27 protein-coding genes, 4 tRNA genes and 1 pseudogene are annotated in these 23663 nt (G+C 66.7%); 15 read left to right on the top strand and 17 right to left on the bottom strand.

The features are described from left to right. Positions 1-63 precede the first annotated feature (63 nt). Complete coding sequence (locus tag AAC691_RS21390) at positions 64-438, bottom strand: VOC family protein (protein WP_342628399.1); 375 nt, start codon at positions 436-438, stop codon at positions 64-66. Positions 439-549: 111 nt separating this feature from the next. Continuing rightward, positions 550-882 (bottom strand): hypothetical protein, encoded by a 333-nt coding sequence (locus AAC691_RS21395; protein ID WP_342628400.1) that lies wholly within the window; start codon positions 880-882, stop codon positions 550-552. Positions 883-1185: 303 nt separating this feature from the next. Between AAC691_RS21395 and AAC691_RS21400 the strand changes: the two genes are divergently transcribed. Continuing rightward, complete coding sequence (locus AAC691_RS21400; protein ID WP_342628401.1) at positions 1186-1422, top strand: hypothetical protein; 237 nt, start codon at positions 1186-1188, stop codon at positions 1420-1422. Positions 1423-1461: 39 nt separating this feature from the next. Continuing rightward, the gene (locus tag AAC691_RS21405; RefSeq protein WP_342628402.1) at positions 1462-1665 is read left to right on the top strand and encodes a hypothetical protein; all 204 of its coding nucleotides are present in this window, start codon (positions 1462-1464) and stop codon (positions 1663-1665) included. A 21-nt stretch (positions 1666-1686) separates the two neighbouring features. Here the strand turns inward: AAC691_RS21405 and AAC691_RS21410 are convergent, their stop codons facing one another. Beyond that, positions 1687-2358: a TetR/AcrR family transcriptional regulator gene (locus tag AAC691_RS21410; protein ID WP_342628403.1), complete on the bottom strand. Its 672-nt coding sequence runs from the start codon at positions 2356-2358 to the stop codon at positions 1687-1689. A gap of 73 nt (positions 2359-2431) precedes the next feature. On the opposite strand from AAC691_RS21410, the gene AAC691_RS21415 reads away from it, so the two are divergent. From AAC691_RS21415 to AAC691_RS21450, 8 genes and pseudogenes are all read left to right on the top strand, one after another. Next, positions 2432-3163 carry an SDR family oxidoreductase gene (locus AAC691_RS21415; RefSeq protein ID WP_342628404.1) on the top strand — a complete coding sequence of 244 codons (732 nt, stop codon included), beginning with the start codon at positions 2432-2434 and terminating at the stop codon, positions 3161-3163. Positions 3164-3635: 472 nt separating this feature from the next. Next, the gene (locus tag AAC691_RS21420; RefSeq protein ID WP_342628405.1) at positions 3636-4526 is read left to right on the top strand and encodes a serine hydrolase; all 891 of its coding nucleotides are present in this window, start codon (positions 3636-3638) and stop codon (positions 4524-4526) included. Positions 4527-4535: 9 nt separating this feature from the next. Then, positions 4536-5249: a DUF930 domain-containing protein gene (locus AAC691_RS21425; protein WP_342628406.1), complete on the top strand. Its 714-nt coding sequence runs from the start codon at positions 4536-4538 to the stop codon at positions 5247-5249. A gap of 53 nt (positions 5250-5302) precedes the next feature. Further along, entirely contained in the window at positions 5303-6058 is a 756-nt protein-coding gene (locus tag AAC691_RS21430) for a dienelactone hydrolase family protein (RefSeq protein WP_342628407.1), read from the top strand. Positions 6059-7071: 1013 nt separating this feature from the next. Next, entirely contained in the window at positions 7072-7296 is a 225-nt protein-coding gene (locus AAC691_RS21435) for an antitoxin MazE family protein (RefSeq protein WP_342628408.1), read from the top strand. After that, positions 7293-7652 carry a type II toxin-antitoxin system PemK/MazF family toxin gene (locus AAC691_RS21440; protein WP_342628409.1) on the top strand — a complete coding sequence of 120 codons (360 nt, stop codon included), beginning with the start codon at positions 7293-7295 and terminating at the stop codon, positions 7650-7652. The genes AAC691_RS21435 and AAC691_RS21440 overlap by 4 nt, the downstream gene beginning before the upstream one ends. 85 nt (positions 7653-7737) lie before the next feature. After that, positions 7738-7992 carry a hypothetical protein gene (locus tag AAC691_RS21445; protein WP_342628410.1) on the top strand — a complete coding sequence of 85 codons (255 nt, stop codon included), beginning with the start codon at positions 7738-7740 and terminating at the stop codon, positions 7990-7992. Between the two features lie 21 nt (positions 7993-8013). Further along, positions 8014-9039, top strand: a pseudogene (locus AAC691_RS21450) (recombinase family protein); the annotation flags it as partial. Between the two features lie 576 nt (positions 9040-9615). Here the strand turns inward: AAC691_RS21450 and AAC691_RS21455 are convergent. The 6 genes from AAC691_RS21455 to AAC691_RS21480 form a co-directional block, all read right to left on the bottom strand. Beyond that, positions 9616-9705 (bottom strand) — tRNA-Ser (locus AAC691_RS21455). A 70-nt stretch (positions 9706-9775) separates the two neighbouring features. Then, positions 9776-9852: transfer RNA gene (locus AAC691_RS21460), tRNA-Arg, on the bottom strand. A gap of 132 nt (positions 9853-9984) precedes the next feature. Beyond that, positions 9985-10290 carry an ETC complex I subunit gene (locus AAC691_RS21465; RefSeq protein WP_342628411.1) on the bottom strand — a complete coding sequence of 102 codons (306 nt, stop codon included), beginning with the start codon at positions 10288-10290 and terminating at the stop codon, positions 9985-9987. Positions 10291-10341: 51 nt separating this feature from the next. Then, positions 10342-10418: transfer RNA gene (locus tag AAC691_RS21470), tRNA-Pro, on the bottom strand. Positions 10419-10555: 137 nt separating this feature from the next. Beyond that, positions 10556-11035: a xanthine phosphoribosyltransferase gene (gene gpt, locus AAC691_RS21475; protein ID WP_176639579.1), complete on the bottom strand. Its 480-nt coding sequence runs from the start codon at positions 11033-11035 to the stop codon at positions 10556-10558. After that, the gene (locus AAC691_RS21480) at positions 11035-11403 is read right to left on the bottom strand and encodes a tRNA-binding protein (RefSeq protein WP_342628412.1); all 369 of its coding nucleotides are present in this window, start codon (positions 11401-11403) and stop codon (positions 11035-11037) included. The genes gpt and AAC691_RS21480 overlap by 1 nt, the downstream gene beginning before the upstream one ends. Before the next feature lie 199 nt (positions 11404-11602). Here AAC691_RS21480 and AAC691_RS21485 point away from each other — a divergent pair, with 199 nt between their 5' ends. Then, positions 11603-12895 (top strand): MFS transporter, encoded by a 1293-nt coding sequence (locus AAC691_RS21485; protein ID WP_342628413.1) that lies wholly within the window; start codon positions 11603-11605, stop codon positions 12893-12895. Between the two features lie 56 nt (positions 12896-12951). On the opposite strand, the gene AAC691_RS21490 is transcribed toward AAC691_RS21485, so the two are convergent. Both AAC691_RS21490 and AAC691_RS21495 read right to left on the bottom strand, forming a co-directional pair. Beyond that, positions 12952-13923 (bottom strand): ion channel, encoded by a 972-nt coding sequence (locus AAC691_RS21490; RefSeq protein WP_323990644.1) that lies wholly within the window; start codon positions 13921-13923, stop codon positions 12952-12954. A 191-nt stretch (positions 13924-14114) separates the two neighbouring features. Beyond that, positions 14115-14190, bottom strand: a tRNA-Asn gene (locus AAC691_RS21495). 246 nt (positions 14191-14436) lie between these two features. Here AAC691_RS21495 and AAC691_RS21500 point away from each other — a divergent pair. Then, positions 14437-15615 carry an ABC transporter substrate-binding protein gene (locus AAC691_RS21500; RefSeq protein WP_342628414.1) on the top strand — a complete coding sequence of 393 codons (1179 nt, stop codon included), beginning with the start codon at positions 14437-14439 and terminating at the stop codon, positions 15613-15615. A 24-nt stretch (positions 15616-15639) separates the two neighbouring features. Here the strand turns inward: AAC691_RS21500 and AAC691_RS21505 are convergent, their stop codons facing one another. The 6 genes from AAC691_RS21505 to pncA form a co-directional block, all read right to left on the bottom strand. Continuing rightward, the gene (locus AAC691_RS21505; RefSeq protein ID WP_342628415.1) at positions 15640-16521 is read right to left on the bottom strand and encodes an aromatic ring-hydroxylating dioxygenase subunit alpha; all 882 of its coding nucleotides are present in this window, start codon (positions 16519-16521) and stop codon (positions 15640-15642) included. Between the two features lie 11 nt (positions 16522-16532). Beyond that, complete coding sequence (locus AAC691_RS21510) at positions 16533-17471, bottom strand: ABC transporter permease (protein ID WP_342628416.1); 939 nt, start codon at positions 17469-17471, stop codon at positions 16533-16535. Beyond that, the gene (locus AAC691_RS21515) at positions 17468-18523 is read right to left on the bottom strand and encodes an ABC transporter permease (RefSeq protein ID WP_342630302.1); all 1056 of its coding nucleotides are present in this window, start codon (positions 18521-18523) and stop codon (positions 17468-17470) included. The genes AAC691_RS21510 and AAC691_RS21515 overlap by 4 nt, the downstream gene beginning before the upstream one ends. Continuing rightward, positions 18523-20094: an ABC transporter ATP-binding protein gene (locus AAC691_RS21520; protein WP_342630303.1), complete on the bottom strand. Its 1572-nt coding sequence runs from the start codon at positions 20092-20094 to the stop codon at positions 18523-18525. The genes AAC691_RS21515 and AAC691_RS21520 overlap by 1 nt, the downstream gene beginning before the upstream one ends. A 7-nt stretch (positions 20095-20101) precedes the next feature. Beyond that, positions 20102-21256: a BMP family ABC transporter substrate-binding protein gene (locus tag AAC691_RS21525; protein ID WP_342628417.1), complete on the bottom strand. Its 1155-nt coding sequence runs from the start codon at positions 21254-21256 to the stop codon at positions 20102-20104. A 96-nt stretch (positions 21257-21352) separates the two neighbouring features. Continuing rightward, positions 21353-21958: a bifunctional nicotinamidase/pyrazinamidase gene (pncA, locus tag AAC691_RS21530; RefSeq protein ID WP_323990654.1), complete on the bottom strand. Its 606-nt coding sequence runs from the start codon at positions 21956-21958 to the stop codon at positions 21353-21355. 127 nt (positions 21959-22085) lie between these two features. Here pncA and AAC691_RS21535 point away from each other — a divergent pair, with 127 nt between their 5' ends. From AAC691_RS21535 to AAC691_RS21545, 3 genes are read left to right on the top strand one after another with little or no spacing between them, the layout of a single operon-like run. Next, a complete protein-coding gene (locus AAC691_RS21535) occupies positions 22086-22334 on the top strand; it encodes a hypothetical protein (RefSeq protein WP_342628418.1) in 249 nt (82 codons plus the stop codon). Further along, positions 22331-22996: a Rieske 2Fe-2S domain-containing protein gene (locus AAC691_RS21540; RefSeq protein ID WP_342628419.1), complete on the top strand. Its 666-nt coding sequence runs from the start codon at positions 22331-22333 to the stop codon at positions 22994-22996. The genes AAC691_RS21535 and AAC691_RS21540 overlap by 4 nt, the downstream gene beginning before the upstream one ends. Next, a complete protein-coding gene (locus AAC691_RS21545) occupies positions 22993-23646 on the top strand; it encodes a glutathione S-transferase family protein (protein ID WP_342628420.1) in 654 nt (217 codons plus the stop codon). The genes AAC691_RS21540 and AAC691_RS21545 overlap by 4 nt, the downstream gene beginning before the upstream one ends. Positions 23647-23663: the final 17 nt, after the last annotated feature.

The following is a 23663-nucleotide window of genomic DNA, read 5'->3' on the forward strand; positions in this document are numbered from 1 at the left end:
CCGATCCATTGATAAGTAACAGGTTTCCAAAAGCGCCGTCTTTGGTGGGTGCTGCCGGCGCGGTCAAAGGGCGGCGGGCTTGTGGCAGACGGCCTCGATATTATGGCCGTCGGGATCGAGGACGAAGGCGCCGTAATAATCGGGGTGGTATTGCGTCCGGAGGCCGGGCGGCCCGTTGCCCCGGCCGCCGGCGGCCAGTGCGGCGCTGTAGAATTGGTCCACGCTCTGCCGGTCCGCGGCGGTGAATGCGACATGGGTACGGGTCGGCGATCCTTGCTCATGGCCGATCCAGAAGATGGGCTTGGGTGCCTCGCCATAGCCCGCGAAAGTGGCATTGTCCCCGTGGAGCCTGTCGATTCCCAGGGGCTTGAGGGCCCGGTCGTAGAAATCCTGGGCGCGGCCAAAATCGGAAACGCCGATGCCGACATGATCGAGCATGTCATTCCTCCAGTTTTCGGTCCCGTTTCTACATAATCTATTATGGTCGCGCGCGGTTTGGCGGGTGGTCGCGCCGTTCTGACGGTGCGTCGGATCACAAGGGGGCGACCCCTATTGGTGGTGCTGGGACAGGGGGTTGGAGGTCTCGTAAGCCGTGCCGAAAGGGGCCAGCCAGGTTCCGGTGACGGGGTCGTGGTCCGGGTCCTGGGTGCCGCCCAGCCGGAATTTGCCCAGCGGGCCCAGCGGGATGCCGGCATCGTCATCCTTCGGCGGCGGGCGCGACATGTCGGGGACGGGTGCCGGCGTGTAGGTTCTGTTCCCGATGACGACGAGATGTTCCCGGACCGGCGCGGGCGTGGGGGAGGCCGTCGGGGGCGCGGCCATGGCGGGGGTGGCGGAGGCGAGCAACGCGGCGCCGAGCGGGGCGGACAGGCGTGGGGCCATCGTGGTCTGGACTCCATCGGGTGCGGGTGGATGGTGCGGGCTTCGGGAGGGGGCCTCGATTATCGTTGCGTGGGCGGGTAGTGTGTCGGGCGGGAAGGCGGCTGGTCAATGGCGGTCGGCGATGGGGGCCGGCGATGGGGGATGCGTCGTCTCAAGGCTCGGGGCGGCAGTCCCTGGCCGGTGACGGTGAATGGTCGATTTGCCGGCTTGTCCGGGTGCGACGCCCCGTGATCTCGGGTTTGCGAGGCAGGCGGATTTTTTGCCCGGCGGAAAAATTATCTCGCTCAAAAGGGGGGATCGGGCATGGCCATTGGACCCACCACCGTCGCACGTGTCGGCATTATGCTGGTCAGCGCGCTGGCGACCGCGGCCATGCTGTATCTGTGCGGCGTGGCCGTCGGGACGTACGTGTCGCATGGCGGCTTCATGCCGGGCAGTTGGGTGGGACGGCATATCTGGCTGATCGTCCTGCCGCTGTTGGCGCCGTTGCAGGTTCTGGCCCGCGTGCGTGCGCGGCGCATGCGGCGGGCGAAAGGGTGAAACGGCGGGTGATTTTCGGAAGGGCGATGGTGTAGGCGCATGGCGCAATACTTTGATCGAATGAGCAAAATTCATCCCCGAAGAGTGCACCGCAACTGCGTCACCATCGCCGTCTTGGTTCCGCGCAATACGCTGCCGCCCAGGATGGGCGGCATCCTCGCCGCTCTTTGCAGGTCGCCTCTCGTCGGCGCGGACCTCGATTTTGCTCGCTCGCGTGAAGAGGGGCGCAAGGTCGATCTGTGATTATCAGCAATCTAAGATACGCTACAGCTCTCCTGTCGCCGAGCCGTCTTTGTGACGCGGCGAGGGTATTTTGACCGCTTCCAAATAGGCAATGCACATCAAAACCAGTTGCCTATGTACTGCCTGGCCTTCGGATATCGGCAGATTGCGCTCGAACACGCTACGGACGGTCCCGAAGATCGTGGTCAGGAGCGTCAGATTGACGGCCGGCAGATCAGCGAAGGCGGCGTCGGATGCGCTGGCAAACATGGCGGCGGTCGCGGCATCGACGCGGCCGCTGAACGCCTCGATCAACGGTTCGTTGTCGATCTCCACGACCGATCGATAGAGGGCGCGTGTCACTTCGACCCGTTCCGTCTTGGCATTCCAATAGGTCGTTACGAGGGCTTCGATCATTTGATTGATCGGAGCGCCACGCTGCGCCCGACAGGCGCTCTCAATTTTCTCGGCCAGCGTGTCCAGGTAACGCGCGTTCAGGGCGTAGAACAGGGCCTGCTTATGAGGGAAATACTGGTACATGGTGCCGACAGACACACCCGCCCGCTCCGCCACGCGTGTGGTCGTCAGGCGCCGGGGACCATCGACCACCAAAACCTGAATGGTCGCCTCGAAAATGGCGTCCAACGTAGCCGTCGCACGCGTCTGACGCGGCTTTTTCCTAGGGGTTAGATGGACGGGCGTGCTCAGCGCCATAAGCGAATCCTCAAACTGAATAATCCTTCATATCTTAGTTCGCGGCAAAACCGAACAGAAGGAGGGTCCGTTCATGGCCGACAGCAACCGCATCGCGCTCGTCACCGGTGCGAACAAAGGGATTGGATTGGAGATCGCCCGTCAGCTCGCGCAAGCCGGGGTCTTTGTCATTATCGGCGCCCGCGATCCCGGACGAGCCAGAGCAGCGGTCGAAAATCTTTCATCTCAGGGGTTGGCGGCACAATCTGTCCCAATCGATGTCGATGACCAGGCGACCATTGCAGCCGCCGTCGAGACGATTGGCGCGCAGCACGGCAAGCTCGACATTCTCGTCAACAGCGCGGGCATTGTCGATGTGGAGGATGGGCCGCCGACTGTATCCTCACCCGAGGCCGTCCGTAGAATCATGGACACGAATTTCATTGGCGCCTTGGCTGTGACGCAAGCGATGCTGCCGCTGTTGCGCCGCTCGTCGGCTGGGCGGATCGTCAATCTGTCCAGCTCTCTGGGTTCGCTGACGCTCAACGGCGATCCCTCGTCCCCTTATTATTCCGCACGTCTCATCGGCTACAATGCTTCCAAGGCAGCGCTCAACATGCTGACCGTCCAACTCAGCGCGGAACTGCGTGGTACGCCGATCGTCGTGAACTCGGTAAGTCCGGGCTACGTGAAGACGGATCTGACGGGGCACAATGGCTTCATGACGCCCGAAGAGGGAGCGAAACTGCCGGTCGAGTATGCGCTGCTCGGCGAGGATGCCGTTTCCGGCCGGTTCGCAGGGCCAGGCGGCGAAACCCCTTGGTAAGGATCGGCAGGCAACACGGAAAAACGCCAATTCTACGATCCAGCGGCCTTCGGCACGCTATACTACGCTAGAACTTGATGGCGGGCCGAGAACGATGAAGACGGGCAATTCGTTTTCGCTATAGCCCTCTCATGATCCCCGTTCGGCAGGTGACCTATCGTCGCCGCACCCTACGTTCCCGATGAATGCTCCACGGGCGCGGTCACTTATCCCCTTGATCATCCCGCATCACCCACCGGCGTCGATGCGAGATAGCTGTTCCGGCGCAATAATAGCAAAGCAACAGGGTAGAGGCCGGTTTAAATTCACAATTTTGCTTTGGTCTGGCTTGATGAGGGACGGGGCCGCGCGTTGTTGAAAGGTCGTTATGCGAGTCATTATCCGTGTCCTTGCCACCTTATGGATTTTCACGCTCGTAGGACATGCGAACGGGCAGCCTTGGCAAAACGCCAATCGAACTTCGGCTGGCCCCATGGAAGCTGTCGCGACATATGCGAACGGCCTGAATCCCACAGCCGTCATGGTGGTGCAGGACGGCAAGGTCATTGCTAACTGGGGCAATGTTTCTCGGAAGGTGAATATCGCGTCCGTCCGAAAGAGCTTGTTGAGCGCACTCTTTGGCACCGCGATTTCTGACGGCCGTATCAATCTCAACAGCACGCTTGCCGAACTCAGGATAGACGACAAGCCGCCGCCACTTACGGATGCGGAGAAGCAGGCAACGGTTCGCGATCTGCTCATGGCCCGATCCGGTATCTATCACCCCGCAGCTTATGAAACCGCCGATATCCGCCAAAGCCGGCCCAAGCGCGGAAGCCATTCGCCGGGCTCATTCTGGTTCTGCAACAATTGGGATTTCAACGCCCTCGGCACGATCTACAGGCAGCGAACCGGAGAGGATATTTTTCGAAGCTTCGCACAGCGCATCGCGGTGCCGACCGGCATGGAGGATTTTTCAGCAGCGGATGGCCGTTACTCTGTCGAAGCATCATCCATCCACCCAGCCTATCCCTTCAGGATGAGCGCCCGCGACCTCGCTCGCTTCGGTCAGCTTTTCCTCAATGACGGCCGATGGGACGGCAAGCAGGTCATTCCCGCCTCCTGGGTACGGGAGTCGACCACTGCCTATTCGAGCACCAATCGAGAAGGCATGGGATATGGCTATCTCTGGTGGACATTGAATCCGCAGGTGTTCGGCCCCGGTGCGGCACAGGCATCCGGCTATGGCGGCCAGCATGTCGCCGTCATCCCCTCAAAGCGGCTGGTCGTGGTGCAGGTCGTGGACCGCACCCAAAATCCCAAGCGGGCGAGTACCAGCCATTTCGTTGATTTCCTGCGCCAGTTCGTGGCGGCTGCGCCCTGACGAGCCTTCATGAGAGCGAGAGGGACGGCGCAGGCAAAAGAACGGTTCAATGGTTGGGGCATCGCCGCATCCGCGCTTCTGCACATCCTGCTAGGCGCGTTCATCCTGCTCTTGCCGACCGCTCCGAAACTGCCCGAGCAGCCGGAACAGAGCGTAGACGTGGAAATCGTCACGCTTCCCCCAGTGATCCCGGAAGAAAAGCACGGACAGCCGTCCCAGCTCCCCTTGGCGCAGCCGCAGACCGTCGAGCGGGTGGAGAAGCCGGAAGCGCGCTCCGAGACGCCAGCGCCTTCGGAGGAAAGCCGGCCCCGCGACGAAACGCCGGCGATGGTGAAGCCGTCGCGTATGTTGTCGGAGAGGTCGCTTTCCGATCCCCGGAGCCGGAAGGCTAGGAAGGAACTTGCGATGCTCACGCCGGACGAGCGGGTCGAGCAGCTATGCAATGTGGAGGCAATGGCGCAGGTCGGATCGTGGAGTAAAGACCTCAAGCCGGATCGCGTTGTTGCCTATGCCATGGCTGATCCAAAACTATCAGGAAGTTCTTTTTCCGCCGATGGTGCAGCGCTGCATAGCAAGAAGAACTGGTATCGGCTTCGTTTCAAATGCGACCTCACGCCGGATCGCAAGAAGGTCGCCGCATTCGAATTTCTCATGGGCGACCCGATTCCACGAACGGAGTGGGAGGAACACAGCCTTCCCTCCGAGGACAAGCAGCTCGATTAACTGATATGTTGCGGGTTTCGGGATTTTTCGACGAAAGCGCACAGGACAGATTCATGCGTCTATTCAATATCATTATCGTGACCCTAGCCATTTTCTTTCTTCCAGCGGGAGCCAACGCTCAATCGGCTCGACAACAATTCACCGTGCCGACCGTTAGCGGCGGGGTTCTGGTCGAGAGTTTCGGGGATTGCGCGAACGCAATCTGCCCGGCCGTTCTGATCTTGAGCGGCAGCAAAGGCTTTGGAGCGCCCGTTTATAGCGAGATCGGGCAGACGTTCCGTGCGGCGGGTTTGAATGCCTATCTCGTTCACGTCCTGTCGGCGGCTGACATTGACTCCATCGCCACGGCGGGCAGTGCGCAGGCCCGCATCGCCTATTATGCGCGGCGACTGCCGGACTGGATTTCTGCCGTTCAAGGCGTGGCCACCTATCTCGACGGTCGCCCACGTCACGGCGGTAAGGTCGGCGTTCTCGGAATCTCGCTTGGTGCGCAAATCGCTTCTGCGGCTTCGGTCGGGAGAGCCGACATTGACGCTCTGGTGCTGGTCGATGGCGGTTTCCCGAACGGCTATTCCCAACCTGTCCGCTCATTGCCACCCCTGCAATTGATTTGGGGCAGCGCCGATCGGACATTCCCCTTGTCGATCGGGCGGGAGTTGCGGCGGACGGCACAGCAGCTCGGCGGACCCGTCACGCTTGATGTTTACGAGGGCGAGGCGCACGACTTTTTCTTGAGATCGGGAAGCCGGAATGCTGGCGCTGCCCACAAGAGCGCGGCCGAGTTTCTGGCATCGCATTTGTCGCGATAGTCCTGATTTTCTGACCGGATTGCCGCAGTCTGAATTGGTTTGAGAAATCCTGTCGCGAAACGCGCTCGCAAAAGTCTGAGTTTCGCGACAGGGTTTTGCGACAGTTTGCGGCTTGCATACAGCGCTGAGATCGCGTTTCGCGCCGCCTTCCTTGGCCCCTTTCGGTGTCGATTAGGGCACGCTTCCGTTTCCGTCGGTTACGCCGAACAAGCAGTTCGGCTACCGACCTTTCGTCGCCATTCTGCAACGACCACGCAATTCCGCTGCCGTATCGATTGCGTTGATTGCATTACGCCCGCCAAAGTTCTGGCGCTTCAGTGGCGTCTCGTCTTCACGCTTTGGAAGTCCGGTTGTCTGCTTTGAGTGAGGTGACCGGAGCGCCGTCAGGCCCTCAAGGCCAAGCCGCTGTGCGGTGGCGCTAACGCGCCAGCCTTGACCGCCTGCCGCCGCCCCGGTGAGGGCTTTCCAAGCAGACAAGGGACGATTGGGGCCGCGTTCGCGATCCCATCTCCTACGGGCAAAAAGGGCGAGCGAGGCGGGATTTTAAGGAGGGCAAGATAAAGGAAACTGGCACTGTACCGCGCCGGATTTCTCGATTTCTTGTTGTCTGCACACTGGTTGGCGGGTTGCCGGTCGGCACCATGCTTTTACGCCCACGGTGTCGTGATTGGTCGGAATTTCCTGATTTTGTTGGCTCGGAAGCGGCACTCTTGCCTGATGGCAAGATAAAAGGCCGCACGGTGCGCGCCAGAGAGACGGTTGTTTTTCAATGAGTTACAAGGCGTTTTCACGAGGTGCGAGAATCCGGCGCACCGTGCGCCACGTCAGATTGCCGCGTTGTTCCAACCACTTAATGCGAGGTGCAATCCGCCGTTCCTGCGCCGTTCTCCGCTATCGTCCGCCATGCTCCCCCTGATCCAAACGATGCGCTTTTTGCCCGCCATACACAAAAATCTGGCGTTCGGGATAAGCTCATGATAGGTTACATGTAACTCATGATATGGAGGGTAATTATGGCCGCGGTGTCGAAGTCAAAGCCAGTCCGGGAGAAGGTGCGCGAGCATCGCGAGCGGCTGCGCGCACAGGGGCTGCGGCCGATCCAGATTTGGGTGCCGGATGTGCGCTCTCCCTCTTTCCGGGAGCAGGCTCGCCGACAGTCGCAGGCGGTCGCCGCGAGTGCTCACGCCCATGAGGATCAAGCCTTCATCGACGCCGTGTCCGATTGGGGCAATGAATGAGGCGCGGCGAAGTCTGGACCGTCTCCGGCGGTAAGGACTACGCGGGCAAGCCGCGCCCTGCCGTCATTGTGCAGGACGATAGTTTCGACGCCACCGACTCCATTACTATCTGCGTCTTCACCACCGACCCGACCGACGCGCCGCTGTTCCGTCTTGTCGTGGAGCCGAACGAACGCAACGGCCTGCGCGCCGCATGTCGCTTGATGGTGGACAAGATCACCACCGTTCCCAAGGCGAAGATGGGCGCGCATGTCGGGCGGCTCGATGACGAGGACATGGTGCGGCTCAATCAGGCCATGACGGTGTTCCTCGGCATGGCGGTAACGCCGAGGGCCGGAAGGGGAAAGCAGCCATGAGCTTCCTCCAACCGAGCGGCGAAAGACGGCCATTGGCGGCACATAGGCTATTCGGGATTTTGGGCGCGTCCGCGATGCTTAGGCCATGTCCCAGACGCGCGCCCATCGCAGCCGCAAATGTCGCGGGCGCGCAGGAAACGGCGCGCTTCCCAAAGACCTTTACGCCTACGCCGAGGCCCGGCCTTTGCCCCGCATCGGGCGTCCGCCCAAATGTGAACCCGAGACGTGGACCGTCACCGACGACTGGCCCGACCCGCTGCCGGTCACGCAAGCCGAGATCGACCTGTTCGAAGCATGGTTCGGCGACTTTTTCGATGAACTGTTCGGGCCGATCCCATGACCTGACAAGGAGACATGCCCCATGACCGTGCCGTTACGCGCCGCCCTTTACCTGCGCGTCTCGACGGCGCGGCAGGCCGAGCATGATGTCTCCATTCCCGATCAGCGCAAGCAGGGCGAAGCCTACTGCGCCTCGCGCGGCTACAGGCTGGTGGAAACCTATGTCGAGGCCGGAGCCTCCGCCACCAACGACCGCCGCCCCGAATTCCAGCGCATGATCGAGGCAGGCACATCCAAGCCCGCGCCCTTCAATGTTGTCGTGGTTCATAGCTTCTCGCGTTTCTTCCGCGATCACTTCGAGCTTGAGTTCTACGTGCGCAAGCTGGCCAAGAACGGCGTGCGCCTTGTCTCCATCACGCAGGAGATGGGCGACGATCCCATGCACGTGATGATGCGGCAGATCATGGCGCTGTTCGACGAGTACCAGTCCAAGGAGAACGCCAAGCACGTCCTGCGCGCGCAGAAGGAGAACGCGCGGCAAGGCTTCTGGAACGGCGCGCTTCCGCCGATTGGCTATCGTATCATCGCCGCCGAGACGCGCGGCGCGAAGGTCAAGAAGAAGCTGGAAATCGATCCGCTGCACGCCGACACCATCCGCCTGATCTTCCGCCTTGCGCTGGACGGCGACAACGGCTCCGGCCCGATGGGCGTCAAAGCTATCGTCAGCCACCTCAATGCGCGCCGTATCTTCACCCGCGATGGCGGCCGCTGGGGCATCGGCCAGGTTCACCGCATCCTGACCCGCCGCACCTATATCGGCGAACACGAGTTCAACAAGCGCACCAAGGCGAAGGAGCTGAAACCCGTCAGCGAGATCGTAGTGGTGGAAGTGCCGCAGATCATCGACCGCGCGGACTTCGACACGGTGCAAGCCCGGCTCAAGGCCCGTAATCCCAAGGTCATGCCCGCCCGCGTGGTGAGCGGTCCCACGCTCCTGACTGGCATCTGCCATTGCGCCAAATGCGGCGGGGCCATGACCATCCGCACCGGCAAAGGCGGGCGCTATCGCTACTACGCCTGCTCGATCAAGGCGCGGCAGGTCGAGACGGGATGCAAAGGCCGTTCGATCCCAATGGAGAAGCTGGACGGCGTTGTCATCGACCACATCGAGCGCGAGTTCCTTGACCCCTCCCGGCTGGAAATCGTTTTGTCCGCCGTGCTCGACCGCAGGCAGGAGCGGAGCGAGCGCCGCCGCGAACATATCGCCGAACTGAACAAGCGTGCCGCCGAGACGGAGCTACGCCTGAAACGGCTCTACGATGCCATAGAGGCCGGTGTGACCGATCTCGACGATCCGGCGCTGAAAGACCGCATCGAGGGCTTGCGCGCGCTCCGCGACCAAGCCAAGACCGATTCCGAGCGGGCACAAGCCATGCTCGACAGTTCAACGCAGCAGGCCATCACGCCGCAGATGGTGCAGAGATTCGCGGCCACCGCCCGCAAGCGGATGCGGATCGACGGCGGCGGCTACCGCCGCGATCACCTGCGCGCCTTCGCGCAGCGCGTCGAGGTCGCCGAACGCGAAGTGTTCATCAAGGGATCGAAAGACGAGCTTTTACGCGCGCTTGTCGCCATTGGAGGCGGGAAATCGGCGGAAACTGGCGTGCCCAGTTCTGTTCTGAAGTGGCGGAGAGGGTGGGATTCGAACCCACGGTACGCTTGCACGCACGGCGGTTTTCAAGACCGCTGCCTTAAACCGCTCGGCCACCTCTCCGTGGCACCTCGCTTATCCCGGTTTTCGGGGGGTGTCCATAGGTCGGGCGGTGGAACGGCCGTGGAGCGTGTGGCGCGCCCTGCTGGATTCGAACCAGCGACCCACAGCTTAGAAGGCTGTTGCTCTATCCAACTGAGCTAAGGGCGCGTGCCTGTCGGCGGCGCGTCCGCCGGTGGGGCGGACGGTGGGTCTGATGTGCCAGAAAGGGGGCGGGGCGTCCAGTTCGCGGCATCTGGTTCCGTTCGTCCGGTTCCGTGCCTCGGGTTCCGTTCGTCCGGTTCAGTGCGTCCAGTTCTGGACCCGGTCGTAGCGGAAATTGTCGGCGTAGACCTTGGGCTTGCGCACGCGTGGGGTGGGGAGTTCCAAATCGTAGGGCACCGCGTGGCGGTCGGCGTAGGCGACGGCGGATTCGCGGTCGGGGAACGTGAGGCGGACCTGTGCGCTGGTGTCGCGGCTGCCGGTCCAGCCCATCAGCGGGTCCTGCCGGCGCGGCTGGGTCTGGCCGTATTCCAGGATCCACTCATGGGTGTTGGCCTGGCCGGACTGGGTGGCGGTCTTGGCTTGCTGATAGATTCGGGCCCGCATGGAATGAGATCCCCTTTTCTTTCGCCGCGTGCTTCCGCTGCGTCTTCCCGCTGGTCGGGGCGCCCGGACTCGAACCGGGGGCCTCGTGTACCCAAAACACGCGCGCTACCAGGCTGCGCCACGCCCCGAACCCGGGGGAAGCTATGAGGCATTGGGCGGTCTGGCAAGCGGTCTGGCAGGCGGTCGGGCGAAAATTTCGCCCGAGGGGGCCCAAGGGAGGACAAGGTGGCCGCGTGCGGCCCTGTGGTGGTGGGGCCGGGCGCGTTCAGGCGGCGTCGGATTTGCGGGCGAGCGGCGGGACGAAGAGCGGCGCGGTGTCCCAGGGGAACAGCACCCAGGTGTCCTGCGGGACCTCGACGACGAACAGGTCGGTCAGGGGCTTGCCCGAGGGTTTGGCGTAGAGACAGGCGAACAGGGCCTTGGGCAGGAGCTGGCGGACGAGCTGCGCGGTCACGCCCGAATCGACCAGATCGTCGACGATCAGGAAGCCTTCGCCGTCGCCGGCCGCCGCCGGGGCCTTGACGACGTTCGGCTTGCCCTGGTGCTCTTCATCGTAGGTCACCACCGAGATCGTCTCGATCAGCCGGCAATCCATTTCGCGGGCGATGATGGCGGCCGGGATCAGGCCGCCGCGGGTGATCGCCACGATGCCCTTGAACGGGCCGCGCGGCATCAGCGTTTCCGCGAGCAGGCGCGCGTCGCGGTGCAGTTGGTCCCAGGTTACGGTCGCGTAGTTGGTGGCCATCAGAACAGCATTCCTCCATCGGGCACGGTATGGTCGGGGCGAATCAGCAGGACCTCGCCGCTTTTGTCGGGCATGTCGAGGGTGAGGACTTCGCTGTAGCATGAACCGATCTGGCGCTGGGGGACGTTGATGACGGCGCAGACCTGGCGCCCGATCAGCGTTTCCGGCGTGTCGCGGGCCGACAGATGCGTCGTGGACTGCTTGACGCCGATGCGCGGGCCGAAATCGATCCAGAGCTGGCAGCCCGGCGGGCCGTAGCCCGGGCCGGACGCCGCGGCCGACGGCCTGGCATCCGTGATCGTGCCCACCCGGATATCGAGGCGGATATCGGGGCGGGGCGTGTCCGTGGCGCGGGGCGCGTCCGTCATGGGACGGCGATCCGTGCGCAGCGATCCGTCCAGAGAGCCGAGAGCGGTGTTTCCCTTCATGGAGCGCCTTTTGCCCGGATCGTTGCCATTTGGCAAAACTTTCGTGGCGCGGCGGCGCGCGGTTTTTTCGGGCGCAGAGAGCGATTTGGGGTCGGGGTTGCTTCAACCGGGGACGATCGCGCTCTATGGTCGTGGGATCATGCCTGAGCCAGCCGACCTGAAGACCCTGTCCCGCGGCCCTGCGGGAGGGGGCGTTCCCCTGGATGCGACCGTGCCGCGCTTGTCGTTGCTTGCCCATCCGGGGCTGGCGGCCTTTCTGTCGGCGCGGCTGCTGTCCTCGTTTTCCGCGCAGGTGCAGGCGGTGGCGGTGGGGTGGCAGATCTATATGCTGACGCACAGCGCGCGGGCGCTGGCCTGGGTGGGGCTGGCGCAGTTCCTGCCGATGGTCTGCCTGATCCTGGTGGCGGGGCATGCGGCGGATCATTTCAACCGGCGGGCGATCACCGTGACCTGCCAGATCGTCGAGGCATGCGGCGCGTTGGTGATGGCGGCGGGTTCGTTCGGGCACTGGCTGACGCCCGGGGTGATCTACGGCATGGTCGTGCTGTTCGGCACGGCGCGGGTGTTCGAGATGCCCAGCCAGCAGACCTTCCTGCCGGCGCTGGTGCCGGCGGCGATCTTTCCGCGCGCGACGGCGCTGTCGTCCTCGCTGTTCCAGTTTGCCGCGATCATGGGGCCGTCGGTGGGCGGGCTGCTCTATGGAGGCGGGGCGGGGTTCTGCTACGCTGTGTGCGGCGCGGGGTTCGGTCTGGCGGCGCTGTCCACGTACCGGATGGCGCTGACCGGCGCGGCGCCGGCGCGGCGGCCGATGACCATGGAGACGCTGCTGGGCGGATTGCGCTTCATCCGTGCGCGCCCCGAGATGCTGGGGGCGATTTCGCTGGACCTGTTCGCGGTGCTGCTGGGTGGGGCCACGGCGCTGCTGCCGGTCTATGCCGACGATATCCTGCATGCCGGGCCGGTCGGGCTGGGGCTGCTGCGCATGGCGCCGGGGCTGGGGGCGCTGGCCGGAGGGCTGATCCTGGCGCGGCGGCCGCTGCAGCGCCATGCGGGGCGGCGCATGTTCGCCGCGGTGGCGGTGTTCGGCTTCGCCACCATCCTGTTCGGGGTTTCGACCTGGCTGCCGCTGTCGGTCGCGGCCCTGGCGGTGCTGGGGGCGGCCGACGTGCTGAGCATGGTGGTGCGCGGGGCGCTGGTGCAGTTGCGCACCCCCGACGAGATGCGCGGGCGGGTGTCGGCGGTGAATACGCTGTTCATCGGGTCGTCGAACCAGTTGGGCGAGTTCGAGAGCGGCATGCTGGCCAGTCTGGTCGGGCCGGTGGAGGCCGTGGTGCTGGGCGGGGTCGGGACGGTGGTGGTCGCGGTGGTGTGGATGCGGCTGTTTCCGGCGCTGCGGCGGCTGGATCGGCTGAGCGATCTGCGGCCCGGTTGAGGTGTCGCGGCCGGGCCGGCGGGCCCTTCGAACGCGGGTGGCTTTGATGCCGCCGTTCAGGCGTTGTCCTCGGTCGCGTGGAAGCGGGTGTAATCCACGGTGATCCGCCCGTCCGGTGCGGCGTCGATGATATCGACGAAGCGATGGTTGTAGAGCACGCGGTCGAACCCATAGGCGTTGCGGGCGAAGACCGTCTGGCCGGAGATTTCGTCAGTGCCGGTCACGGTGATGATGATTTCGGCCTCTTCGGCGCGCAGTGCGGCGATCGTCAGGCCGGCCAGGGGACTGGCGTCGTCGATGACGTGCAGCAGCGGGAAGGCGAAGCGCAGTACCGGGACGTGCGACTGCGCCAGGGGCAGCGGGTCGAACCGTCGCGCCAGCCGGCCGTTCGGCTGCACGATCAGCCGGGCGAGGAACATTTCCACCCCCACGGACAGGATGGGGCTGAGGCGCCGGTTGGCGATCCGGACGCCCAGATGGGTCGTGCCGTCCTCGACGCGCATCAGGGCGCGGTCGCTGAACAGGATCCGCGCCTTGGGGCGTGCGAAACGGGCGAAGACCAGGCCGGTCGCCACCGCGTTCAGGATCATGCCGCCCAGAAGCTCGCAGGACGTGATCGCGTGGGCCGCGGGACCGATCGGCGCCATCACGCCGTACCCGACGGTGGACAGGGTCTGGATGCTGAAGAAGAAGAAATCCCAGAACGCGCCGGGCCGGGTGCCCGTGACCTGGCCGGGGACCGCCATGTAGAGCAGCGCGAAACCGGCATTGATGGCGATATAGAGGACCAGCGAGGACCAGAAGAACGTGGTCCAGCGCATTGTCAGCGCGTGGTGATACAGGTCCGACCAGGCCCGGTCGGCATGGCCGATCCGGACGATGTTGTCGTGGCCGCGATCCTCGAGCGCATGATGGTTCAGCAGGCGGGCCAGGGCCTGAGGCCGGTGGGGCGCGTGCCGTGCGGCGGGCTTGTTCGGGCGGCCGGCGGTGTCTGGTCGGGTTCCCGTTCCGCTGGTGTCGTCATCCACGTGCGTTCGTCCCCTCGTAGCCCTTTTGCCGTATGACCGGCATAGGATGCACGCGGGGGCTTGCGTATCGGGGAAAGCGGCTGGGTCCCATGCGCCGGGGCCATGGACGCGCCGATGCCGACGCGAAGGCGCCCTCCGATGGGGCGTTCGGCATAGCCGGCCGATTTTGCGGCCTCGATGCGAAGGAAGGGTGGCTCCCGAAGTAGGACTCGAACCTACGACCCAGCGATTAACAGTCGCTTGCTCTACCGACTGAGCTATTCGGGATCAGCGCCGGGGCACCGTATAGCGGAGGTCCGGTTTGGTGGTAAACCCCCTTCGTGATGTTTTTTTTACGCGTCGGGCTGGGGTGGGGGGGCGCCGGGCGCATGATGGGGGAAGTGGGGTGGTGGTGGCGTAAGTTTTTGTTCTGACGTGTATCTTCACGCGGTGGGGGGCGCGCCCTACATCAGCGTCTGCGTCTTGTGCATGTTTGGTTGGGCGGCTGTTGGGGTGGGAGGATGGTGCGCCAGGATGGATGAACGAAACGGCGGGGCCGGGCCGGTGGTCGAGCGTCCGCACAGGCCGGGCCGGCTTGGGGCGGGGCGGCACGGGCTTGGCCGACGCGAACTGGTCGCGGCGGCGGGCGCCGGCGTGGTGGGCGTCGGGGCGGTGGTCGCGGGCGGGCTGGTGCTGCGTCATGCGCGGCATTCTCCGGCGGTTGCCGGCAGGACGCCGCTGGAGGGGACGTTCCGGCGGCTGGTCCTGTCCTGGCCCGCGACCAATCCGATGCTGTTCGCGGTGGCGCGGGCCAATTTCTTCGCCAGCTATCATCTGGACGTATCCCTGGCCGGCGGCGTGCCGAACGGGCGGGCGGCGATCGCCGCCCTCGCGGCGGGGCGGACGGTCGGCGCGGTGTCGCCGATCCTGACATGGCTGGATGTGTATCAGCAGGGGGGCCTGCAGGGAGGCCAGCATGGCGGGGTGCCGGCGCATCTGGTGGCCGGCCTGCAATCGGGCACGTTCCGGCTGCTGGTGCGGCGCAAGGTGAAGATCACCCGGCTGGACAATGTGGCGGGCCTGCGGATCGCGGTGACGGATCCGGACATGGCGGACCGGCTGTTCTTCTCGGTCATGATGCGGCGGAAGGGGATCGATCCGGACAGGGCCGTACAGTGGCTGACGCTGCCGCCGGAGCAGGTGGAGGCGGCCGCGCGGGCCGGGGAGATCGATGCGGTCGCGGCGCATGATCCGCTGGCGTGGCGGCTGTTGCATGCGGCCGATTCGCCGTTCTTCGAACTGGCCAACAGCGTGAACGGCAATTACGGGGCGCGCGCCAACCTGGCCCTGAGCCTGTCGGATACGTTCCTCCAGGCCGATCCGGCGGCTGCGGCGGCGCTGGTCATGGCGTTGCGCGCGGCGTCGGACTGGATCCGCGACCATCCGGCGCAGGCGGCGTCGCTGATGGCGGGGCAGGGCGATGGGACGGGGCAGGCCGATATCCTGGCGATGCTGCGCCATGAGCGGCTGGGCGTCAGTCCGGTAGGCGCCGATCTGCGGGTGCAGGTGGCGCAATATGTGGACGAGATGAAATTGCTGGGGCGGGTGCCGGATACGGTCGGTTCGGCGGCCTATGCGCGGCGGGTCTGTTTCAACGCCCTGCAGGCCGATGCGGCGCGGTCGTTCTGGCCGCTGGGAGCGGGGCCGCGTTAGGGCCACGTGAGGAAGAGCGCGCGGTCAGGTGGCGCCGTAGCGTATGTTCTGTTCCTTCAGCCAGCGCCGGTAGGCGACCGAGAGGGAGTCGGCGCGGGTGGGGATTTCGGCGCGGGGATCGAGCGGCAGCAGGCGGGGGCGCTGGTTTTCCAGGATGATCCGGTCCTGGAGGAAGATGCGTTGCTGGAACTGGACGAGATCGGCCTGCGGCGAGAAATCGTCGAGCAGGAACATGACCGGGTGGGCCAGGCAGCGATCGGGCGCGGTGGGCTGGACGAACAGGGCGATCACGTCCGGGCGGACCGGGTCGTTGGGGCAGGTCTTGTAGAGCAGCGTCACGAAGGGGGTGGCGACGCGGTAGATATAGCGGGTTTCGAGCGCCGACTGGGCCGAGCGGGCGGCCTGGGGCTGGTGGAAGCGGCAGTCGGTGGCCCAGACCTCGGTCGCGCCACCGGTCATGCTGTCGGTTGTGTCGCGGCGCAGTTCGGTGTGGTAGCGCGCGACCTCGGTATGCGGTTCGGCGCCCAGTATGCCGGTATGGACGAAGGGGAAATGCGCGAGGTCGAGGAAATTCTCGACCACGCGCAGGCCGGAAGCGTGCACCGCGACCGAGCCGCAGCAGACGAGGCGGCGGTCGGGTTCGGCGGCCTCGGGGATGGCGACGGGGGACGCGGGCGGGGTGCCGAGGCTGGTCCAGAGGCAGCCGTGGCGGAGGGCCGTCGGCAAAAGGGTGTCGCCGGCCGTTACCCGGAACGTGCCGTGATCCTGGCGGCGGATCAGCAGGTCGGTGCCGAGCAGGCTTGTGTGGTGATCGCCCGGGGGGAGATGATCGAGGAAACCGACGGCGTACCAGGCATCGCGGACGGCGCGGTCCTGTGGATCGGGGGGCGTGGGCGCTTGGGTCATGCGGAGCCTCGTCAGCGGACGTTGCGGTGATAGGGCACGCCGAGGGCGGCCGGGGCGGCCATGATGCGGCGCATGCGGTGCCAGACCACCACCGGAACGATGATGAACGCCATCGTGCCCAGATAGGGCAGCATATTGAGGAAGGCGGGCGCGATCGGCCAGTTGCGGGCCTGGCCCACATAGGCCAGCGCGGTGATCAGGCCGAACAGCAGGCCGGAGCAGGTGGCCGCGAAGGGGCGGTAGCCGGCGAAGATGACCAGGGCCAGGGCGATCCAGCCGCGGCCGGCGACCAGGCCCTCGGACCAGACGGGAACGTAGGCCAGGGTGAGGTAGCCGCCGGCGGCCCCGGCCAGCGCGGCGCCCAGGGTGACGTACCAGAAGCGGATGGAGGCGACCGGGATGCCGGCGGCGTCGGCGGCGGCGGGGTTTTCGCCGACGGCGCGCAGATTGAGGCCGTGGCGCGTGTGGAAGAGAAGTTGGGTCGCGGCCGCCGGCAGCAGCAGGTAGATGAGATAGACGAGGACGTTCTGGCCGAAGAAGGCCGGGCCGACGATCGGAATCGCCGACAGGAGGGGGATGGGCGTGCGGCCGAAGGTCACGGGCGAGGGGATGCCGGCGTAGTCATGGCCGATCGTGGCGGAGAGGCCGAGCCCGAGGAAGGTGACCGCGAGGCCGCACAGGACCTGGTTGGCGCGGACGATGACGGTGGCGAAGGCGAAGATCATGCCGCCGGCGGCGCCCGTCAGTGTCGCGGCCAGCAGGCCGAGCCAGGGGTGGGGGGTGGCGACCACGGTGATGATGGCGACCACGGCGCCCATGGACATCAGCCCTTCGACGCCGAGATTGGTGACGCCGACCCGTTCGGCCAGGACCTCGCCCAGCGCCGCGAGGGCGAGCACGCCGCCGGCGAGCACGGCGGTGGTGAGCATGCCGGTGAGCAGCGCGATCATGGCGTGGGCTCCGCGCGGGGGGCGACCGGGCGGTAATGCGCCAGTTCGTCGCCGAGGGCGATCAGGAACAGGACCAGGCCGGTGATGGCCAGCACGGTCGATGCGGTGAGTTGCTGGGTCTGGAGCACGATGCCGGAATCGAGGATGAAGGCCATCAGCAGCGCGGCGGGCAGCACGTTGAGGCAGGAGCCGCGCGCCAGCACCGCCACCACGATGCCGAAATAGCCGAAATTATTGGCGAGGCCGCCCTGCAGCCGATGGACGGTGCCGGCGAGTTCGAAGACGCCCGCCAGCGCGGCGAGGCCGCCGGAGGCCAGCATGACGGCGATGATCCTGGCGCGGACCGGTATGCCGGCATAGCGCGCGGCTTGGTCGTTGGCGCCGCTGATCGTGACCTGGTAGCCCCAGCCGGTGCGGGCCATCAGCAGGGCGAGGGCCAGCACGATCGCGAGCGCCAGGGGGAAGCCCCAATGCACCGCGCCCCAGAATTCGGGGATCTGGACCGGCAGGCGGCCGGTCGAGGCCAGCGCGCCGGTGACCCGGTCGTGCCAGGGGCCGACCGCGAGATAGGATGTCAGCAGGGCGGCGACGAAATTCAGCAGCAGGGTGGTGATGATCTCGTTCACGCCGGCATAGGCGCGGGCGAGGGTGGGTATCAGGATCCAGCCCATGCCGCACAGGATGCCGGCGAGCGCCATCAGCGGCAGGATCACGATCGCGGGGCCGGGGAGGAACAGGCCGATGGCGGCGGCGCCGATGGCGCCGGCGTAGAACTGGCCCTCGGCCCCGATATTCCAGATGCCGATCCGGCTGGTGATGGTGACGGCGGCGCCGGTCAGCATCAGCGGGGTCATGAACAGGGCCAGATCCTCGAGCCCGAAGCGGGAGCCGACGGTGGAGCGGACGACCAGGTCGGCCAGCAGGCGCGGGTCGCGCCCCGAGGCGGCGAGGAAGAGGGTGGTGACGAGCAGGGCGGCCAGGATCGCGCCGGCGCGCCAGGCCAGGCGCCGGGCGGGGGAGATGGTGGGAAGGCGTTGCAGTCGGGTGGCCATCACGCGGTCCCTCCGGCGCCGGTGCGGCCGCCCATCAGCAGGCCGATCGTTTCCATGTCCGCCGTCGCGGCGTCGATGGTCGCCATCAGCCGTCCGTGGAAGAGCACGCCGATGCGGTCGGCGACGTTCAGCAATTCCTCGAGATCCTCGGAGACCAGGACCACGGCCACGCCCTGGTCGCGCAGGTCGGTCAGGTAGCGCAGCACGGTGGCGATCGCGCCGATATCCAGCCCGCGACTGGGATAGGCGGCGACCAGCACCCGGCGGGCGATGCGGATTTCCCGCCTGGCGACCAGGCGCTGCTGGTTGCCGCCCGACAGGTTGCGGATGGGCATGGCGAAATCGGGGATGCGGACCTCGGCGGCCTGGGCGATCGTGCGGGCCAGGGATTCGGCGGCGGCCGGGCGGTAGAGGCCGCGTCCGCCGATCGGCGGGTGGCGATATTCGCGCAGCGCCATGTTCTCGGTGATGCCGAGCGCGGGGGCGAGGCCGCTGCGCAGCCGGTCCTCGGGGATATGGCCGATGCCGGCGCGGGCGAAGGCGGCGGCGTCGGCCCCGGGTACGCGCCGGCCGTCCAGCAGCAATGTGCCCGACGACAGGGGCAGCATGCCGGTGAGCACCTGGGTGAGTTCGCGCTGGCCGTTGCCGGCCACGCCGGCGATGCCGAGGATTTCGCCGCCATGCAGGTCCAGCGTGACGTCGCGCAGGGTTTCGACCCCGCGCGAATCGCGGCAGGTGGCGCCGCGCAGGCTGAGCACCGGTGCCGGGGCCACGGGGGCGGCGCCCGGCGGGCGGGCGCGCATGTCGCGGCGGGTGATGACGCGCCCGACCATGGTGGAAGCCAGCGAGGCGGGGGTGCAGTCCGGCGTGCGGAAGGTGCCGATATTGCGTCCGGCGCGCAGGATGGTGATGCGGTCGGAGATGTCCATGACCTCGTCGAGCTTGTGGCTGATCAGGATCACGGCGTTGCCCTGGGCGCGGAAGGCGCGCAGCGCGCGGAACAGTTCGCGGCTTTCGGCCGGGGTGAGCACGGCCGTGGGTTCGTCGAGGATCAGCAGCCGGGCCTGGCGGGACAGCACGCGCAGGATTTCCACGCGCTGCTGCTCGCCCGCCGAGAGGTCGGCGACGCGGGCGTCGGGGCGGACGGGAAAGCCGAACCGTTCGGACAGGGCGCGGGTACGCGATTCCAATATCGCGGCGCCGGCGCGGGCAGGGGTGTCGCGCCAGCCGAGATGGATGTTTTCGGCGACCGTGAAGGCGGGGACCAGCTTGAAATGCTGGTGCACCATGCCGATGCCGGCCTGGATCGCCTCCTGCGGCGCGGCGAAGCGCCGGCCGTAGCCGTCCAGTACGATTTCGCCGGCATCGGGCTGGTAGATGCCGGTGACGACGTTCATCAGGGTGGATTTGCCGGCGCCGTTTTCGCCCAGCAGGGCATGGATCTCGCCGGGGCGGACGTCGAGATCGACATCCTGGTTGGCGATGACGCCGGGGAAATATTTGCAGATCCCTTGCAGTTGCAGGATCGGCGGCGTGCCCGGCGCGACGGGGGGCGGGGCGTCGGGAGGCATGGCGGGGTCAGTCAAGGCCGCTGACTCCTTCCACCGGCCAGTCCCATTGATAGATCCGGTCGTCGTCCATCACCGCGCCGTCGGGCACGCGCAGGCGGCCGGCGGCGTCGCGGATCGGGCCGCGAAACGGGTTGTACCCGGCCAGGATGCGCTCGCGCATCGCATCGGCCCGGGCCGCGATGTCGGGCGGGACGGTGCGGCCCCAGGAATCGCGGTCCACGCCGTGGCCGAGGGTGAGGAAATGCGGCTGGGCCTGCCAGGTGCCGGCCAGGCGGGCGGCGACCTGCCGGACGTAATAGGCGCGGAAATCGAGCACGACCGAGCTGACATAGGCGTCGGGGCCGTATTGGCGCATGTCGGTGTTCCACATCGCGGCCTTGATGCCGCGCTGCTGGGCGACGCGGAGATAGCCCGGTTCGTCCATGATGCCGCACAGGAAGTCGCAGCCGTTTTCGGCCAGCGCGGTGCCGGCCTGCGTGGCGGCCTGCGGGTCGAACCAGGCATTGATCGAGATGGCCTGGAGCGTCGCCGCCGGATTGACCGAGCGCGCGCCCAGCAGGACCGCGTTGGCCCCGGCATAGACCGAAGGAATCGGGAACGAGCCGACGAAGCCGATCTTGTTCGTGCGGGTCATCAGGCCGGCGGCGATGCCGATGACGTAGCTGGCATACCAGTGGGTGATGTAATACCAGCCCAGATTGCCCGAGACGCCGTGTCCGTCGCATTCCATGAAGGCGACGTCGGGCGCGCGGTCGGACACGTCGCGGATGAAGTCGCCGTAATTGGAGGTGGCGATGACCATCTGCGCGCCCTCGGCCACGAACTGGCGAAAGATGCGCGTGGCGTCGGCGGAATAGGGGATGCTTTCGACATAGACGGTGCGCAGGCGCGGAAAGGCCTGGCGCACGGCGCGCACGCCGCGGTCATGCGCCGTGGTCCAGCCGCCGTCGGTGACGGGACCGGTATGCCCGAAGGCGACCAGGGCATCCGATTCGGCGATCGGTGCCAGCCGGCGCGGCTGGGCCCTGAGCGATCCGGCCATCGGCGATTGGGCCAGAAGCGGCGGCGGGCGGAGCAGGGCGCCCCCTGCCGTGCCGGCCGCGAGGCCGAGAACCTGTCGCCGCGATGTGAGAAGCCGCCCCCGCGGCCTGTACATGGTCATACCCGACCCGGAACGGTCATCGGTCCGTCATCCCCCAAATTATCTGTTCGGGCCGGTCCCACCCGGCGCCGAACACCCCCGGTTGCGCGATCGCCCCTATGCCGTGCCGGCGAGGTCGGCGGAGCGGACGCGGACGATGCCGTGCCGTTCGAGAGCCTGCCACGTGGCGGCGGGGTCGGGTGCGATCCCACGGCAGGCATCTTCGACCACGAACGTTTCAAAACCAAGGGTCTTCGCGTCGATCGCGGTGAAGGCGACGCAATAATCCAGTGCCAGGCCGGTGATGAAGACGCGGGTGACACCCAGGCCGCGCAGCCAGAATTCCAGCCCGGTGCGGGTGGTGCGGTCATTGTCGAGAAAGGCGGAATAGCTGTCGATGTCGAGGGCGCGGCCCTTGCGGATCACCATGCCGACTCGGGTCTGGTCCAGTGCGGGGGCGAGTTCGGCGCCGTGCGTGCCGGCCACGCAGTGATCGGGCCAGGTGCCGTGCGGGGCGTGGGGGCCGTGGGTGCTGGCGAAGGAGGCGTGGCCGTGCGGGTGCCAGTCCTGGCTGGCGGCCTGCTGGCCGAAAGGCAGGCGGGTGAGATGGTTGATGACCGGGATGACCGCGTCGCCGCGGGGGACGACGAGCGCGCCGCCCGGCAGGAAATCGTTCTGCACGTCGATGACCAGCAGGGCGTCATGGGCGGTGATGGGGATCATGGGGCTGGGACCTGTTCGGGGAAAGGGACGATTCGGTACAGGGATGGCACGGTTCGGCGGGGCAGGCTATCGGAGATGGCGTGAGTTTGGGGCGGGGACCCGGATGGCCCGGCGGGAACGGATGCGAATGGTGCTGGCGGGATGCGCGCAGGACGCGGCGATGATGCGCTTTGCCCGCGAGCGGGCGGCGCTGCTGTCGGTCACGTGCGTGGTGCATGAGGCCGTGCCGGAGCGGCTGGTGCTGGAGGTCAGCGGACCCGAGGCCCTGGTGGGCGCGTTCGAGATGGCGTGCCGGCTGGGGCCGCCGGGTTGCCTGGCGCCGGATATTCTGTGCGAGAGCGAGTGGGGCGAGAGCGAGTGGGAGGACGAGGCATGACGGCCGATCCGGGGGATGGGTGGCATGCGCTGATGCTGGCGATGGACCTGGAGCCGGGCAGCGTCGCGGGATGCGTGCTGCGCGGGCGCGAACTGGCGGTGTGGCGCGATGCGCGGGGCGTGGCGCATGTCTGGGATGATCGCTGCCCGCACCGGGGCATGCGGCTGAGCCTGGGATTCCTGCGCGAGGGGACGCTGGCCTGCCTGTATCATGGCTGGCGTTTCGGTCCCGACGGGCGGTGTGCGCATATTCCGGCCCATCCGGAGCTGTCGCCGCCGGCCACGATCCGGGCTGCGCCATGGGCCGCCGTCGAGCGGCACGGGCTGATCTGGGCGCGGCCGGTGGCCGAGGGGGCGGAGGTGCCGGGCGTGGAAATCGGGGCGGACGGACATGTCTGGACCGGGGCCTGGACCGGGGTGCGGTCGTTGCGGGTGGGTGCGCCCGCCGAGCGGGTGGCGGGGGTGATCGGCCTGGCGGCGGGCCGGCTGGCCGGCGTGCTGGACCGGGACGTGCATGGCGCGGTGCTGGCGGCGATCCTGCCGGTGGACGGGGATGCGTGCATGCTGCATGTGCTGGCCGGCAGCATGGCCGGGGCCGCGCGGCTGCATGCGCTGGCCGACTGGGCGCGGGATATGCGCGGATGCGCGGAGGAGGCGGCATGACGGCGCCGATGGCGCAGGAATTGGTCCTGCATGACGATGAGCTGGACGAGGGGTGCTATCGGGTGCGGCTGCTGCTGTCGCTGCTGGGGCTGACGGCGCGGATCGTCGCGGTGGACGTGGTGCCGGGCGGCCAGCAGGATTCGCCGGGATTCCGCGCCATCAGCCCGGCGGGCGTGCTGCCGGTACTGCGCATCGCGGGGCAGGATGTCTGCGGGGCGCAGGCCGCGCTGCTGGTGCTGGCTTATGGCCGGGCAGGGTGGTGGCCGGACGACGGGGCGTCCTTCGCGCAGGTGGCGCACTGGCTGGATTTCGCGGCCGGGCCGCTGCGCGCGGCGATCGCGGCGCGGCGGGCGGCTTTGTTCGGTGACGGGGGTGATGTGGCGGGGCTGTGCCGGGCGGGGGTGGCGGCGCTGCGGATCATGGAGGACCATATGGCGCGGCGGCGGCTGGACGGGGCGACATGGTTCGTGGGCGATGCGCCCGGCATCGTGGATGTGATGCTGTTTCCGTCCTTTGCGCTGAGCCGCGACTGGGTAAGCCACGATCGGGGCGCGGGGCATGAATTCCATCCGGCGCTGCGGCGCTGGGCGCGGGCGGTGCGGGAGCTGCCCGGCTTTGTCACCATGCCGGGCATTCCGGACTATAATTAAAAGTCCGCATAATTCCG

It is taken from the genome of Nguyenibacter vanlangensis (genome assembly GCF_038719015.1).
Lineage (GTDB): Bacteria > Pseudomonadota > Alphaproteobacteria > Acetobacterales > Acetobacteraceae > Gluconacetobacter > Gluconacetobacter vanlangensis.

Bases quoted from the DNA above. Each gene is read 5' to 3' on its own strand.
- AAC691_RS21445 (WP_342628410.1), top strand. From the start codon at position 7,738: ATGTCCCAGACGCGCGCCCATCGCAGCCGCAAATGTCGCGGGCGCGCA.
- AAC691_RS21430 (WP_342628407.1), top strand. From the start codon at position 5,303: ATGCGTCTATTCAATATCATTATCGTGACCCTAGCCATTTTCTTTCTT.
- AAC691_RS21545 (WP_342628420.1), top strand. From the start codon at position 22,993: ATGACGGCGCCGATGGCGCAGGAATTGGTCCTGCATGACGATGAGCTG.
- AAC691_RS21420 (WP_342628405.1), top strand. From the start codon at position 3,636: ATGGAAGCTGTCGCGACATATGCGAACGGCCTGAATCCCACAGCCGTC.
- AAC691_RS21425 (WP_342628406.1), top strand. From the start codon at position 4,536: ATGAGAGCGAGAGGGACGGCGCAGGCAAAAGAACGGTTCAATGGTTGG.
- AAC691_RS21500 (WP_342628414.1), top strand. From the start codon at position 14,437: ATGGATGAACGAAACGGCGGGGCCGGGCCGGTGGTCGAGCGTCCGCAC.
- AAC691_RS21395 (WP_342628400.1), bottom strand. From the start codon at position 882: ATGGCCCCACGCCTGTCCGCCCCGCTCGGCGCCGCGTTGCTCGCCTCC.
- AAC691_RS21405 (WP_342628402.1), top strand. From the start codon at position 1,462: ATGGCGCAATACTTTGATCGAATGAGCAAAATTCATCCCCGAAGAGTG.
- AAC691_RS21435 (WP_342628408.1), top strand. From the start codon at position 7,072: ATGGCCGCGGTGTCGAAGTCAAAGCCAGTCCGGGAGAAGGTGCGCGAG.
- AAC691_RS21505 (WP_342628415.1), bottom strand. From the start codon at position 16,521: ATGACCCAAGCGCCCACGCCCCCCGATCCACAGGACCGCGCCGTCCGC.
- AAC691_RS21540 (WP_342628419.1), top strand. From the start codon at position 22,331: ATGACGGCCGATCCGGGGGATGGGTGGCATGCGCTGATGCTGGCGATG.
- AAC691_RS21440 (WP_342628409.1), top strand. From the start codon at position 7,293: ATGAGGCGCGGCGAAGTCTGGACCGTCTCCGGCGGTAAGGACTACGCG.
- pncA (WP_323990654.1), bottom strand. From the start codon at position 21,958: ATGATCCCCATCACCGCCCATGACGCCCTGCTGGTCATCGACGTGCAG.
- AAC691_RS21465 (WP_342628411.1), bottom strand. From the start codon at position 10,290: ATGCGGGCCCGAATCTATCAGCAAGCCAAGACCGCCACCCAGTCCGGC.
- AAC691_RS21410 (WP_342628403.1), bottom strand. From the start codon at position 2,358: ATGGCGCTGAGCACGCCCGTCCATCTAACCCCTAGGAAAAAGCCGCGT.
- AAC691_RS21525 (WP_342628417.1), bottom strand. From the start codon at position 21,256: ATGACCATGTACAGGCCGCGGGGGCGGCTTCTCACATCGCGGCGACAG.
- gpt (WP_176639579.1), bottom strand. From the start codon at position 11,035: ATGGCCACCAACTACGCGACCGTAACCTGGGACCAACTGCACCGCGAC.
- AAC691_RS21510 (WP_342628416.1), bottom strand. From the start codon at position 17,471: ATGATCGCGCTGCTCACCGGCATGCTCACCACCGCCGTGCTCGCCGGC.
- AAC691_RS21535 (WP_342628418.1), top strand. From the start codon at position 22,086: ATGGTGCTGGCGGGATGCGCGCAGGACGCGGCGATGATGCGCTTTGCC.
- AAC691_RS21390 (WP_342628399.1), bottom strand. From the start codon at position 438: ATGCTCGATCATGTCGGCATCGGCGTTTCCGATTTTGGCCGCGCCCAG.
- AAC691_RS21515 (WP_342630302.1), bottom strand. From the start codon at position 18,523: ATGGCCACCCGACTGCAACGCCTTCCCACCATCTCCCCCGCCCGGCGC.
- AAC691_RS21485 (WP_342628413.1), top strand. From the start codon at position 11,603: ATGCCTGAGCCAGCCGACCTGAAGACCCTGTCCCGCGGCCCTGCGGGA.
- AAC691_RS21520 (WP_342630303.1), bottom strand. From the start codon at position 20,094: ATGCCTCCCGACGCCCCGCCCCCCGTCGCGCCGGGCACGCCGCCGATC.
- AAC691_RS21415 (WP_342628404.1), top strand. From the start codon at position 2,432: ATGGCCGACAGCAACCGCATCGCGCTCGTCACCGGTGCGAACAAAGGG.
- AAC691_RS21480 (WP_342628412.1), bottom strand. From the start codon at position 11,403: ATGACGGACGCGCCCCGCGCCACGGACACGCCCCGCCCCGATATCCGC.
- AAC691_RS21400 (WP_342628401.1), top strand. From the start codon at position 1,186: ATGGCCATTGGACCCACCACCGTCGCACGTGTCGGCATTATGCTGGTC.